The sequence below is a fragment of the uncultured Brachyspira sp. genome (genome assembly GCF_944388875.1).
GTDB lineage: Bacteria > Spirochaetota > Brachyspiria > Brachyspirales > Brachyspiraceae > Brachyspira.
Genome location: NZ_CALXKQ010000014.1, coordinates 16,741 through 31,031, shown reverse-complemented (window position 1 = coordinate 31,031; position 14,291 = coordinate 16,741). Strand labels below are relative to the sequence as shown.

Here is a 14,291-nt window from a genome sequence, read left to right as displayed (position 1 = left end):
TCCCTCCAAAATGGTTTTATCATTATATTTTATTAAATATCAAACATTCTTATTAATACAAAAGAACTATCAGATTCTTTATATATAGCTTCTGCTCTGTCTGTGATGCTGCTGATATAAACAACAAATTTTTTATCAGGATTATCTGTTAAATATGTAACAGCTTCACTGACATTGTATTCTTTGATGATGTAATCTTCGCTTTTACTAGCATCAATATTGTTATCAGCAGTTACGCTTACTTCATCTATATTCCAAGATTCATCATTATAATACACTTCCAATACTTTATTGTTATCACCTTTAAATAGGAATACGGGATGTTTTCCTATTTTTATGCTGTATAAATCATCTCCTTGTTTAATAGGCAAATATGCCATATATGGCTTTTTATCAGCATTAAAATGAAGTACAGCATCTAATTCATCCAATGGTTTTTCATATATTCCTACAGAGTTAATAGAATAAGCATTTTCATCGCCGTCATCAGGCTGAACTCCTTTATCTACAACAGCTCTTTGACTTCTGTCTATGTTTCTTTCTTTAGATTTTCTTATTTCTCTTTCTATTTTTTGAAACATAGCATCTATTGCCACATATAAATCTTTTTCTTTTTCTTTATCATGGAAAACTTTTTTTCCAAAAGCTATAGTTCCTTGCACTGTATATTCTCCATGCATGTGCTCACATATAATATTAGCATCTATTATTCTGTCAGCATGAATTTTTATATTTTGCATCTTGTTTGCTATATGTTCTTTAACGTTTTTAGTAATTCTTACATTCTTTCCAATAATATTTTGATGCATAAATTCTCCTTTAATTATCTAAATCTTGATGAAAGAAGATTCATACTTTTTCTGTATTTAGCTACCGTTCTTCTGGAAATTTCTATTCCCTCGCTTTTAAGTATTAATCTAATCTTTTCATCACTCAATTTTGCTGGAGAGTTTTCTATAATTCTTTTAATAATTTCTTTTACAGACCTAGAACCAAGCCCGCCATTTACAGCTCTAGAGAAAAAATATTTTATAGAAAAAGTACCCCATACAGTATTAAGATATTTGCCGTTAGCTATTCTACTTATAGTAGATTCGCTTAAATTAACTTCCAAAGACATATCTTTTAAAGTTAATGGCTTTATAAACTCTTTTCCATACTCAAAAAAATCAATTTGAAGCTTTAGCAGATTTTCTCCTATTTTTAATAATGTCTTTTTTCTTTCATTTGAAGCATTAATTAAACTCTCAGCCTCTTTTTTCTTTTCTTTCAAAAAGTTTACACTATCTTTATTTGTTTCTCTATTTAATAGTTTAATATATTTTTTACTAATTTTCAAGGGGGCTATAAAAGTTTCATCAGTTTTTACTAGCCACACATCATTTTCTTTAAAAATAAATAATTCTGGAACTATATATTTAGTCATGGCTGTATCATATTCTCTTGCTGGATACGGTTCTAAAGTTTGTATCAATTTAAGAGCTTTTAATACAGTACTTTCATCTATTTCCATACTTGATGCTATATATTTATAGTTTTTTTTGGAGAGATCATCTAAATAATTTTCTACTATTTGTATGGCTATATCGAATATGATTTTATCTTTTTCTTCGCTTTCCTGCTTCTTAAATTTTAATTGAGTTGATAGGCATTCATTTATATTTTTCGCTGCCACTCCTATAGGGTCTAATGTTTTTATTATTGATATTATTTTTTCTACTTTCTGTATATCGGCATTCAATATGTTTGATATTTCATCGGAACTATTAGTTAAATATCCGTCTTGATTTATAAAGCTGCATATATGTTCTGCTAGGTCTATATCCTTTTTATTATCAAGTATTATATCTAATTGGCTTTTTAAATGAGAAAATAGGCTTTCTTTTTCATTTTGTGCTGTATTTTCTATTATGGAATCTATATCTAAAGATGATGATTTTGAACTTTTAAAATCTTTTACATCATATTCCAAAAATGGATTTTCTTCCATAGCCTTTTCTATTTTTTCTTTCAGTTCTATTGCAGGCATTGATATTACATCAAGCCAAAGTCTAGTCTGGCTGTTAAGTCTTAAATCATTTCTTATAGCTGTTCTTATTGATGTATTAGTTGATAATGCCATAATTATTAATCATAAAATCCAAGTTCTAAATAATGCAAAATAGTACTTATAAATCTAGGTGTTATTGCAAAAGGATTTATTAATGTTTTAAATGAATTATGTTCTTCAAGTTTATAAAATTTTATATTGTCTATTATTATGTCTTCATCATAAGCTACACAATTAATTTCGCATACTATTTTTAATATATCATCTAATATATAATAGGATACATTTTCATCATAATAATTAGTTTTTATATCTAAATCCTTAGACAATTCTTCTATATATTTCTCTGATATCTTTTTACCATGAAATACCATCACAGCATTATTTTCAACATGTCTTTCTTCTAAAATATATCTTTCCAATTTTATTTGTTCTATAGGCTGATTTATCTCGTATAACTCTAATTGGTTTATCCATTTTTTTACATACTCTTCTTCAGCATCTACAGGATGAAATAATGTTATATAGTTTTTAGAATGTACTTCTTTTGGAAGTTCATATAAATCTTCATCTATAGAAGATAATGAACCGTCTTCCATATATCTGAAAGTATCTATTAATTTACCTTCTTCATCATATACTCCCCAAACAAATGCTAAAGTAAAATACTGCATAACTGGATTTTCTACGAAAACTTCAAAAAATGTTTGATAATCCCATTTCCTTCCATTTAAAAGTACTTTTTTTAATTTTTGAGTTTGATATGATATAATGGCTTCAAGTGCATTTTTTGTTTCTGTAAATTTTCTTTTAGCTTCTTCTACTTTTAGCTTATCATCGCTTTCTTCTGCTTCAGGAAGTTCTTTTAATATTTTATGATTATCATCATCTATAATTTCTAAATATGCATCGCTTAAAAGCTGAAGTGTAAAACTTCTGTTTCCATAGTCTATTATTTTATTTCTCTCTATATTAAAACCCAAATTAGGAAGAACTTTATCAAATAGATTATCCACAGGAACACCCAAACATTCTGCCGCTTTTTTGAATGATTCTTTTGCGGCGGTTTTTAGCTGTTTGTTTTTGGACATGTATATGATATTATTTATTATCATCAAAGCAAATTTATCCCCATTCATAGCTATTGCAGGCACTATATACGAAGCTAAAGATGATTTGAAATTATCATGCCAATATTCTATTCTATCATACATGCTTACTATCTGATTATAATTACCATAAATACAATATGGTATAATTATATTTTTATTTTCTTCTTTTGAACCGCTGTCTATCCAATATCTGTATATATTTTCAAAAGTATTTCTAACAGAATCTATATTAAATAAAGCTATCATACTGTCTGCATCTTTTATTCTGTAAGGCTCTTTAAGAAGCATATATTCTAATAATATATATTTTAATACTTTTACAGGAACTTTTGTATTATCATCCTTTTTTAAGGTAACATTGCTTATTAAGGCTTCATCTATAAAGTCAATTAAGTATTCGTATTTATCTTCATAATAATCATCTATATACTGATTTATTTCGTCTATGGAATGAAATTTAAATCCTTTTCTGTTATAATTCCATTTTTTTATGATACGTTTTAATTCGAATTGTACATCTTCTCTATAGGCATGTATACTGTTTTCTACATAGCTTCTTGAATTGTACTCGTCTTTTTCTATTAAATCTAAGGCACATTTTATAATATCTTTATTTTTCAAATGCAGTACATAACAAAGTATAGAATAATTAGTTAACCCTGCCTTATCTTTTCTGTATAAAAGCTCTAAAAAATCTATTAATGCATAACTTTTATGAGATACAGCCTTTAGAAATACCTTATCATTAAACATATTAACTATATAATCAGTATTTTTATTAACTATGTTTAATATGTATTTCGGATTGAATATGTATATAGGGTAGGTATATAAATACGTAATTATCAAATCTTTTAAATCTAATTCGTATCCTTGTAAATACTCCAGTATATCTTTAAGCTTGATATTAAAGAATTGTTTTCTTTCCTTTATCATTATTGGTATAGCTAAATTATAAGGCAGAGATTTTAATAATGCTCTTACAACCTTTCTTGCATTTTCATTATAATCATACATTATAACTATAATTTTTACTGAAAATATTAATTCATTACTTAATTCAATGGATATATTATATTTGTCTATATTTTCGTTTGATAATACCTCAAATATATCATTACCTTTTATATTATATATTTTTTCCAATTCTCTTTTTATATTAAAAATAAAATAATTTACATTATTATTTAATATAGTTATATCAGCCTTTTCATCATTCATACTTAAAAGAGTACATGTTAGTACCACTTTTAATTCTATTATATATGGTATATGAACATGTTTTAATATTTCATACAGCTCATAAAATGATGATTTATCGTTTTCATATAAATGTTTTACTCCTTCAAATATTTTATTTGAATTCATTAATACATTATAATCTAGGTATTTAATTAGGAATATAAAGTATTTAGCTATATTAAGCTCATCCAAATAATTTAAAAATTCATTGAAGTTTTTACTTTCTAACTTTTTGCTGAAGCTCTTTCTTATTAGGAAAAATATTCTTATTAAATAAGCCAAATTTATAAGCAGATCATTATTTTTGTTAGGAAGATTATTTTCAAATAGTTCTATAAATTTATTTTTTAGCCTGTCATCCAAATCTATTATCAGCATTAAAGAGAGCATATAATCTAAATAATCAATTTTATCAGAATATTCTAATATTTTATCTATTTTAGTATAATCGCCATAGTATATTTTTACAGATATTGCCATCAAAGCAATTAATATATTATCTTTATACTCTTCTATTATTTCATCAGCATTAGAATTGCATACGCTTTCCATATATTCTTCAGTTTCATTTGGGAAATATTTTTTGGCATAGTAATAATAAATAGATATATGCATCTTGGCATTCATAATTTCATTCGATATAGGATTTACTCTGTATGAATGTTTTTTATATTCTCTATTCCAATTTACTATTTTCTCTAATGATATACATTTTAACATAGCTTCTTTTACACTAATACCTGATATTATATTTATTATCAGTATTTCAAAGATATATATATTTTCTATGTTATGCATAGATATTACTTTGAATAATCTTAGTAAAGATTCATCATTTTTATTTTCCAAATAAATTTCCAATAATTTTGAATATATACTATGATCATTTGATATACTGTATGATATTTCATTCGGATTGAAATCTATATTCTCAATTTCATTGAATACGTATTTTTTTATATTTTCTTTATAAGAATGATTTTTAAAAATATCATCTATATAGTTTTCCCTAACACACATTTAAAAATGCCTTAATATATTACTTATTGATAATATACCATATTTTTAAAAAAAATGAATAGAAAATTAGTCAATTATGAATACAACTTTGCAATTTTTTATAGCATTTTTTAACTTAGTACTACTCATTATAATGCTTGCATCTTCATTTCCTATAACTAAATCGCTTGCAAGTCTTCCTCTAGCTCTCCAAGCAACTATATTATATGGATTTTGACCTACTATATTAGTAATATTTCCATTAGTTAGGAAAGAATTTGTAGAATATGTAATATAGCCATTAGTAGCTGCTATAGCTTTATTTATATAAGCTATACTGTATATTTCATTACCATTTTCATCATATACTGTTGGGAATAATGATGGTGTAAATCCTATATTTCTTGCATCTATTACAAGGCTGTCATAATCTGTACCAGTATCAAAATATGTTATTATTGGGTCAGTTTTATATACATTTATGTTATTTACAAGGTCTGCCATTAAATTATTTGTTGTCATATCTAAAGCCATAAGAACTTTTACACTTGTTCTGCTAGGGTAGGATATCCCTACAAGTCTGGCATTATTTATAGAACTTACAACTTTTTCTTTTAATATTATATTGTTTTCTATGATATTATATATAGTATCATCACTGTCTATAGGTATATTTCCTAATGTATCATACAATGTTTTTACTGTTTCTTCTTCAGCCTGCTGCTGTAATATTAACAATGCTTCTGGGTGAAGGCGGGTATCTGTAATAAAATCTGCTGTAGCATCAGCATATATTGTATATGTTGTATAATCAACCCTTCCTTCTCCTGTATTAACTAATATATTATTATTAGTTACGGATGTATATTGAGCGAAAAGCAATATATTTATAGTAACAAAGAGTAAAATAACCTTGATATTCATATAAACTCCAATATGCTGTAAATATTCTCGGTTTATAAAAAAAATACTTAAAGATATTTTTTATAATCAGCATTATCTTTTTTCCAATTTCCTTAAATATGTAGATACATTAATATATCCGTTATATTTCATAACTTCATAAGCCTTTAATCCTATTGAATTGGCTTCTTTGTAGTCTATATTATTATAAATTAAATATCTAGCTATTTCTATCTTTGTAGCATAAAATATGGCATTTTGTCCCCAATCATCTTTTTCATTGATATCAACATTTAATTCTTCTACTAAATATTTTATAAGATTTAAATTTTCATTTTCAACTGCATACATAAGTATTGTTTTACCTAATATATCTCTTTTATGTATATCAGCACTATTTTTTATAAGAAGTTTAACAGAATATAAATCTCCGCATTCGCATGAATAGTGCAGGGCTGTTTTTCCATTATTATCAGCAGCATTAATATCAGCTTTATTATTTATAAGAAGATTCATTATGTATGGATAATTAGCAGACAATATTAATGCATTTTCACCTTTTGCATTAGTTATTGATACATCAGCATTTTTTTCTATCAAATAATCAGTCAAGTCATAATAGCCTATTGAAACTGCTTCCATGAGTAAAGTATTTCCATTTTGATTTGTTATATTAATATCACCGCCATTTTCCAAATATTTATCTATTTTTTCTATGATATGTATTAATTTATTATCATGCGTTATATAATCAAATATGCTTGGTTTTTTAGGAATGTTTGAATTGTTTAATATATTGTTTTCATAATCCATATCTTCACTGAATAGGTTAGGAATCATATAAATATGCATTATAAATATCAAAATTAAACATATTTTTTTTCTATTATACACTCTCAATCATACACTCTCAATTATATATATTTAAATAACAAAAAATATTAGAAATTATAATTTTTTATTACTGCTAATAAAATTGTTTTATGTTTTCTATCTATAAACTCAATTTAAACTATATCATAAATTCTAATATTAAATGTTCATTATAACTTCAAAAATTATTTTTTAATCTATTTCTAACTTTTTCCAATTCGCTAAGCATGAAGTTTAAATCATCTATTACTTTTTGTTCTTCTTTCTGATTCCTTAAAATATAAGCAGGATGATAAGTTGCTATAACAGCTACATCTTTTCCATTGTTATTATAATAATGAACTTTATTTCTTGCCTTTCCAAATGGAGTTTTCAAATCAAAATCTATTAAATTACCAAAACCATGCCTTCCCAATGCACATATTATTTTAGGGTTGAGTATTTGAAGCTGCCTTACAAAGAAATCTCTGCAGTTTGCTTTTTCTTCAGGCAAAGGATCTCTATTTTCAGGAGGGCGGCATTTTAAGGCATTCATAATATAATATTTTTCTTTACTTATATTAAGCTGCTCAATCCATTTATCAAGCAGTTTTCCTCCTCTTCCTACAAATGGAAGTCCTTGTTTATCTTCATCTGCTCCAGGGGCTTCTCCAACGAATACTATATCAGGCTCTTCATTTCCGCGTCCAAATACTACATTTAACCTGCTATTGCATAATGCCTCACATTTCATGCATTTCTCAACTTCACTGTATATTTTTTTTAATTCTTCATTTTTTATTTCTTTCATTATCTTGATGCCTTTATTAGTATTTTTTTTGGGGTTTCTTAATATTATTTTTTTATTATGAGAATTGCATACAATATTTGAAAACTTTATTTTATTTTGCTGCAAAAAATACTCTTCTATTTTATTCATATTAATAAATCCTAAATATTATTATTTAAAACATATATAGATATTATATAATAAAAAATTAATTTACAAAAAATTTTATATTAAAGTTTATTTATTAGAATTATTATAATAATATGAAGTTATGCTGGAAATAAAAATAATTTAAATCTTTTCTATTTCTTCTATACTCAAGCCTGTTAATTCACTTATTAGGTTTAAATCCATATTTTTGTTTTTCATTCCCTTAGCTATAGCAATTTGCTCATATTTTTTACCTTGTTCTATACCTTCCTGTCTGCCTTTTTCTATACCTTTTTCTATACCTTTTTCTATACCTTTTTCTATACCTTTTTCTATACCATGCTGAAAACCTATTTCTATTCCCTCTTTTTTTCCTTCCTCTCTTTCATACTGAAGCATTACAGCCTGTCCGTAAAGAAAAGTATCTCTCTCGTTATATGCTTCCATCTCTTTTTCATCTGCTACAAATCTTTTATATTTATCTATTACTTTACTCATAATTTCATTACCTCCTATTAACTTATCAATATCTTTTTCTAAATCTTTTGTCGTTAAAAAATCTATCCAAGATAAAAGTTTATTTTTATTATATTCATCTATACTAATGTTTTTTAATATATCTATAAACCTTTTTATCTCTATAAAATGCATTTGAAATACATCCAATCTAAGATTATGATTATTAATATCAGTCGGAGTAAAACATTTATGTTCTCGCTTTATATCAGTTTCGCTTCCAATATTTAAATTAAAATTTATGAAACTAATGCTTATCATTTGGCTTACATTAATATAATCTTCATTTTCTTTTAAATCTAAAACTATATTCTTTGCTATATAATATAAAATTCTTTTTACAAAATTATTATTTCCTACAAGCTGTATTTCAATAATTATTTTCTTTCCATCTTTTGTTTTTGCTTTAACGTCAAGAATTGATTCTTTTAAATTTTCATTTTCAGGCAGATTATATGGATTAATAATTTCAAGGTTGCTTACTGATTCAAAACCAGCATTATTTAAAACAGCATTAACAATATTTTCTAATATATCCTCGTCGCCTTCTTTACCGATTAGATACCGCATAAATAAATCATTAAGTCTGTTAATCTCTTTCATACTTGAATTATAACAGAAGAACATAAATTGTCAAAGATAAATAACACATTGTTTTTACAAATTATATTGATGTTTAAAAAATAATTTTATAATAAAAAATAAATAAAATATATATTTATATTTGATTAAAAAACAAAAAATTGAAAAATATAATTAATAGAAAACTTATTTATACTAATATTTTATAAAATGCTGTACAAAATAATATACTAGTTTAAAAAGTACTTAATAGAATGGTTTAATTATAAAATAATGTTTTATATTGGGTTTAGTTATTTTGCCCCATTAGCTTTTAATAAATCTATCATTTCTTGATTCTCTTTTTCTTCAGCAAGGCTTAATGCTGTTTTTCCATTTCGTGCCTTACTATTTACATCAGCCCCCGCATCAATCAAAACCTGAGCCATTTCAAGATTGCCTTTTACAGCAGCACCCATTAATGCATTATAACCTTCTTTGGTAGAAGCATTAATATCAGCACCCGAATTAAGCAAAGTTTCAACTATGGCAATATGATCCTCTACAGACGAAACTATTAAAGGAGTATAGCCTTTATTATCAGCTATATCAACATCAGCACCAGCATTTATTAACATTTTTACTATACTTGAATAACCATCTATACAAGCAGCTAATATAGGCGTAGTACCGTCATCAGCAGCTATATTAATATCAGCATCATTTTTTATAAGCTCTTCAGCCACCTCAGCTCTTCCAAATCTGCAGGCATATATAATAGCACATCCTCCATTTGAACCCTTTGCATTTATATCAGCACCAGATTTAATAAGTTCCTGCACACTGTCCAAATCCCCATTTACAGAAGCTATCATTATAGCAGTGTCGCCTGACTTATTCTTGGCATTTACATCAGCACCTAATTCTATAAGCTCCTTTATTACATCAATATATCCGCTGTCGGCTGCTATCATAAGCGGCGTATTTCCATTAACATCCTCAACATCAATTTTAGCCCTAGCATTAACAAGCATCTTTAAAACAGATAAATTGCCATTAACAGAAGCCCACATAACAGAAGTCCATCCATCATTATTCTTGGCATTCAAATCAGCCCCATTTGATATGAGTTCTCTTATAGTAGAATTATTGCCTTCCAATATAGCCCCCATTATAGGAGTATTTCCAAAATTATTGCATGCATTTATATCTGCCCCGCTTGATATAAGCTCTTTTACTATATCCTGATATCCCAGCAATGAAGCCCATATCAGAGGAGTATTTCCTTCACTGTCTTTCACATTCACATCACTGCCTTTTTTTATTAAATCTTTTAAAGCATTTATATTATTATCAGCAACAGCCTTTATCATTGGTATATTAACTGGTAATTCCTGATTTTCCTGAGTATATAAAAATACAGTTGATAATAAAAGTACGAAAAATATATTTCTTAACATAGTAAATTCCAAACTAAAATATATTATATTATAACATATTAACTAAGCATTTGTATAATATTTTCATAACTTTTTAAATTTTTGTAATTAATACTAAAAAAAATATGATTTTAGTATTGACAATCATACGTATGCGTATTATATTATAAATATAATACTTTATAATGAGTATAAACTTGATTAAAATACTAATAAACATATTTATTATCTTTTTAAGATATACTTATTTGTAAAAAGTTTCAAACTTAAAAGAAGGCAAAAATACGTTTATAATGTCAAAAGACAGTATGGAAAATATTTAAATATATTGATAGAAAAAGTTAAGCAGGTTCAATAAAATATAAATATACATTAACAAAAAACAAAATGCATGCTATCATAAAGTATATATTTATGATAGCATTATTATTATATATTTGGAGGTTTTGTATTAAGAATATAGGATATGATATTTGCTATACAGCAAGAAAAATATATCAGTATGTAGGCAAACAAATAAATAATTTTAATATTACACCAGAACAGCTGGTAATTCTGAAAGAACTTTTAAAAGAGGAAGGCGTATCTCAAAAACAGCTCGCATCAAAATTGGATAAGGATCAAAATACTGTAAAAGCTATTATAGATAAATTAGAGAAAAAGTCTCTTATAAAAAGAAAAGAAAATGAATCTGATAAAAGAGCATTCTCATTATTCCTTACTGAAAAAGCTAAAAATGAATTACCAATAATAGAAGAATACGAAAAAAATTTTTTAGAAAAATTGATTAATGGTATTGATGAAGAGAGTACTGATAATTTAATTAGAATCTTAAAAAAAATAAGAAAAAATATGTCAAATTAAAATAGTAAAAAAGCAAAGAATAAAATAATCATTCTTTGCTTAATTTTATTATATATTTATTGCTGAAATAATACGGCTTTAAAGTTTCTTCCTATATTTTCAGCAACTTGATAATATTGATTAGCAGCTTTTTCTTCAAAAACTTCATTTAGGCATTCTTTGAATAAACCAAGCCAAACATCAAATAATTTAATATCAAAAGGAAGTAAATTAATATGAGGCTGAACAGGATTACCCATATAAAGATTTTCATTTAGAAGTATAGTTTTCCAAAATTTAGCTATTTTCTCTTTATGTCTTTCCCAAGATTCATCATCAATACCAACTGCCCCATTAAATATTGGACCTAATTCTTCATGAACTCTTATTTTAGCATAAAAAATATTCATTAATTTTTCTATGCCTTCATCATTTATTTCTGAATATTTCATAATTATTTTACTTATATTATTTTTTTATTATATTATATTATAAAATAAAATTAATTACAACTGAATTAAAAATATAAAAATCTAATAAGCAATATTATAATATGTATAATCAATACAAAATTAATTTTTAATATTTTTGTTATAACTTATAATAAATAAATTTTCATTTTCTTCGATATCGTAAAAATTAGTATTTCTAAAATCTTCTATAATATCTTTGTTAATATTATTAGGTAATAATAAAGTCTTATGATCATATTTTATAAAATTATAAGAAGTAAGAGCAAACCTACCAACAGAACCTATAACATGCTTACATTTACTAATAAGATAAAAATCTATATAGCCTTTATCATTATCATTATTAACTACAAATTCATATTGATATTTACAAAGTTCATCTTTCCAGATCATTTCTTTTACATAGTTTATATCATTAGAAAAAATAAAAAATTTAGGGGTAGAAGGCTTTATCTTTTCAGTAATAAATTTTACAGATTTTTTTAAATAATCAGTACTTAGAATTTCTTTTCCCCAATCTTCTAAATCGCCAAGACGTATGTGAATAGCAATAGGGCAATCAGATGATTTTATATTATTATAAACTTCCAAATTATTATTGTCTAATTTTGGATATAAATATTTATCAAAGTCAAGAATTTCATCAAATAAATCTTTATATGAATTATAAAAATATATTTCTTTATATCTAGAAAACAAATGAAGCTTTTTTAAATTAGAAATAATGTAAAGACTTTTATAATCTATTTCTATGTTATCCATATGATATAAAGACTTGTATCTATAAATTTCTTCTTTAGAAGCAAGATTAAAATCTATATCAGGAAAAATATTTAATAATTCAAAATTCCTTCTGAATTTCTTATTCCAATCAAGACCGTTATAGTCATACCATTCCAAATCATATTTAACTTTCTTATTATAATTCAATTCTATATATTTCCCAGTAATAAATGTATTAATTTGATCTGCAAAGCCCCCATCACATTGGATTATTACACAATCATCAAATCCACTATTATCATATTCAGCTATAATATAATCTATCTTATCTAAAATTCCTAATTTATCTAACTTATCTAATTTATCCAATTTGTTAAAAAAATAATGCAGTAATACCCTAATACTATTTCTAAATCTTTTAAATGGAATAAACCAAACTAAATCATTTATAGCTTTTTTTATAATTTTATCCATAAAAAAAGCTCCTAAAAATAAAACTTATAAAAATAATATAGATATAAATTAAATTAATTTTAATTAAAATAAAAACTTGACTTGACTTGACTTGACTTGACTTGACTTGACTTGACTTGACTTGACTTGACTTGACTTGACTTGACTTCAAGCTAATATATCTTAATAGACTAATAATCATTTAAAAATAATTATATTATATATAATTTTTTTGTCAATAGAAATACTATATCAAAGATATAATATTATATAAATTATTTTATTAAAAAATATGGGGAGATTTTACCCTCCCCGTATTTTTATCAAACAACATTAATACTATTATTTTTTAGAATAATCGTAGAAACCTTTGCCAGTTTTTTGTCCAAGCATTCCGCCGCGAACCATTTTTCTAAGCAAAGCACTAGGTCTGTATTTAGGATCTCCAGTTTCTTTTTGTAAGACTTCCATAATAGCAAGAACTATATCAAGTCCTATTAAATCACCTAAAGCAAGAGGTCCCATTGGATGATTAGCACCTAATTTCATAGCATTGTCAATACCTTCAACTGAAGCTACTCCCATAGAATATAAATCTATAGCTTCATTAATCATCGGTACAAGTATACGGTTAACAACGAAACCAGCAGTTTCATTAACTTCTACAGGAGTTTTTCCTATTTCCTGAGATATTTTAATGATCTTTTCAGCAACTTCTCTAGGAGTATTAAGTCCTGAAATAACTTCTACCAATTTCATAACAGGAGCTGGGTTAAAGAAGTGCATACCAATAACAGGTCTTCCTACTCCTGCACCTATTTCTGTAATAGAAAGAGAAGAAGTGTTAGAAGAGAATACACAATCTGGTTTGCATATAGCATGAAGTTCTTTGAAAGTTGTTTTCTTAACTTCTAAATTTTCAAAAGCAGCTTCTACTATTAAATCGCAGTCTTTACATATATCTTTAAGACCAGTAGTGATTTTAGCTAAAATTTTATCAGCCTGAGCTTGTTCCATTTTACCTTTAGCAACTCTTCCAGCAAAACTTTTAGCAATTCTTTCTTTACCGCCAGCAGCAAACTCTTCTTTTATATCGCATAAGCAAACTTCATATCCTTCTGTTTGAGCAAAAGCCTGTGCTATACCAGAACCCATAGCACCAGCACCAATTACACCTACTTTCAT

General features: G+C 25.6%; 12 protein-coding genes. 1 reads left to right on the top strand and 11 read right to left on the bottom strand.

Annotated elements, in window-relative coordinates; genetic code table 11:
• Positions 1-32: 32 nt before the first annotated feature.
• From raiA to Q0J69_RS09020, 8 genes are all read right to left on the bottom strand, one after another.
• Positions 33-809: a ribosome-associated translation inhibitor RaiA gene (raiA, locus tag Q0J69_RS09055; protein ID WP_297206491.1), complete on the bottom strand. Its 777-nt coding sequence runs from the start codon at positions 807-809 to the stop codon at positions 33-35.
• 14 nt (positions 810-823) lie between these two features.
• Complete coding sequence (gene rpoN / locus Q0J69_RS09050; protein ID WP_297206485.1) at positions 824-2,122, bottom strand: RNA polymerase factor sigma-54; 1,299 nt, start codon at positions 2,120-2,122, stop codon at positions 824-826.
• A gap of 5 nt (positions 2,123-2,127) precedes the next feature.
• A complete protein-coding gene (locus Q0J69_RS09045; RefSeq protein ID WP_297206482.1) occupies positions 2,128-5,424 on the bottom strand; it encodes a DUF4132 domain-containing protein in 3,297 nt (1,098 codons plus the stop codon).
• A gap of 66 nt (positions 5,425-5,490) precedes the next feature.
• Positions 5,491-6,327 (bottom strand): hypothetical protein, encoded by an 837-nt coding sequence (locus tag Q0J69_RS09040; RefSeq protein ID WP_297206480.1) that lies wholly within the window; start codon positions 6,325-6,327, stop codon positions 5,491-5,493.
• A gap of 72 nt (positions 6,328-6,399) precedes the next feature.
• Positions 6,400-7,146: an ankyrin repeat domain-containing protein gene (locus Q0J69_RS09035; protein WP_297206478.1), complete on the bottom strand. Its 747-nt coding sequence runs from the start codon at positions 7,144-7,146 to the stop codon at positions 6,400-6,402.
• Positions 7,147-7,357: 211 nt separating this feature from the next.
• Complete coding sequence (locus Q0J69_RS09030) at positions 7,358-8,098, bottom strand: uracil-DNA glycosylase (RefSeq protein WP_297206476.1); 741 nt, start codon at positions 8,096-8,098, stop codon at positions 7,358-7,360.
• Positions 8,099-8,239: 141 nt separating this feature from the next.
• On the bottom strand, positions 8,240-9,217 hold the full coding sequence (locus Q0J69_RS09025; RefSeq protein WP_297206473.1) for an Rpn family recombination-promoting nuclease/putative transposase: 978 nt from the start codon (positions 9,215-9,217) through the stop codon (positions 8,240-8,242).
• A 272-nt stretch (positions 9,218-9,489) separates the two neighbouring features.
• Positions 9,490-10,635: an ankyrin repeat domain-containing protein gene (locus tag Q0J69_RS09020; RefSeq protein WP_297206471.1), complete on the bottom strand. Its 1,146-nt coding sequence runs from the start codon at positions 10,633-10,635 to the stop codon at positions 9,490-9,492.
• 393 nt (positions 10,636-11,028) lie between these two features.
• Here Q0J69_RS09020 and Q0J69_RS09015 point away from each other — a divergent pair, with 393 nt between their 5' ends.
• Positions 11,029-11,478, top strand: a complete 450-nt coding sequence (locus Q0J69_RS09015) for a MarR family transcriptional regulator (RefSeq protein WP_297206468.1) — start codon at positions 11,029-11,031, stop codon at positions 11,476-11,478.
• Between the two features lie 56 nt (positions 11,479-11,534).
• On the opposite strand, the gene Q0J69_RS09010 is transcribed toward Q0J69_RS09015, so the two are convergent.
• From Q0J69_RS09010 to Q0J69_RS09000, 3 genes are all read right to left on the bottom strand, one after another.
• Positions 11,535-11,909: a group III truncated hemoglobin gene (locus Q0J69_RS09010; protein WP_297206466.1), complete on the bottom strand. Its 375-nt coding sequence runs from the start codon at positions 11,907-11,909 to the stop codon at positions 11,535-11,537.
• A gap of 120 nt (positions 11,910-12,029) precedes the next feature.
• A complete protein-coding gene (locus tag Q0J69_RS09005; protein ID WP_297206465.1) occupies positions 12,030-13,127 on the bottom strand; it encodes an alpha-1,2-fucosyltransferase in 1,098 nt (365 codons plus the stop codon).
• 321 nt (positions 13,128-13,448) lie between these two features.
• Entirely contained in the window at positions 13,449-14,291 is an 843-nt protein-coding gene (locus Q0J69_RS09000; protein WP_297206463.1) for a 3-hydroxyacyl-CoA dehydrogenase NAD-binding domain-containing protein, read from the bottom strand.

Coding starts and splice junctions, on each gene's coding strand:
- raiA (WP_297206491.1), bottom strand. CDS start 809: ATGCATCAAAATATTATTGGAAAGAATGTAAGAATTACTAAAAACGTT.
- rpoN (WP_297206485.1), bottom strand. CDS start 2,122: ATGGCATTATCAACTAATACATCAATAAGAACAGCTATAAGAAATGAT.
- Q0J69_RS09045 (WP_297206482.1), bottom strand. CDS start 5,424: ATGTGTGTTAGGGAAAACTATATAGATGATATTTTTAAAAATCATTCT.
- Q0J69_RS09040 (WP_297206480.1), bottom strand. CDS start 6,327: ATGAATATCAAGGTTATTTTACTCTTTGTTACTATAAATATATTGCTT.
- Q0J69_RS09035 (WP_297206478.1), bottom strand. CDS start 7,146: ATGATTCCTAACCTATTCAGTGAAGATATGGATTATGAAAACAATATA.
- Q0J69_RS09030 (WP_297206476.1), bottom strand. CDS start 8,098: ATGAATAAAATAGAAGAGTATTTTTTGCAGCAAAATAAAATAAAGTTT.
- Q0J69_RS09025 (WP_297206473.1), bottom strand. CDS start 9,217: ATGAAAGAGATTAACAGACTTAATGATTTATTTATGCGGTATCTAATC.
- Q0J69_RS09020 (WP_297206471.1), bottom strand. CDS start 10,635: ATGTTAAGAAATATATTTTTCGTACTTTTATTATCAACTGTATTTTTA.
- Q0J69_RS09015 (WP_297206468.1), top strand. CDS start 11,029: ATGATAGCATTATTATTATATATTTGGAGGTTTTGTATTAAGAATATA.
- Q0J69_RS09010 (WP_297206466.1), bottom strand. CDS start 11,909: ATGAAATATTCAGAAATAAATGATGAAGGCATAGAAAAATTAATGAAT.
- Q0J69_RS09005 (WP_297206465.1), bottom strand. CDS start 13,127: ATGGATAAAATTATAAAAAAAGCTATAAATGATTTAGTTTGGTTTATT.
- Q0J69_RS09000 (WP_297206463.1), bottom strand. CDS start 14,291: ATGAAAGTAGGTGTAATTGGTGCTGGTGCTATGGGTTCTGGTATAGCA.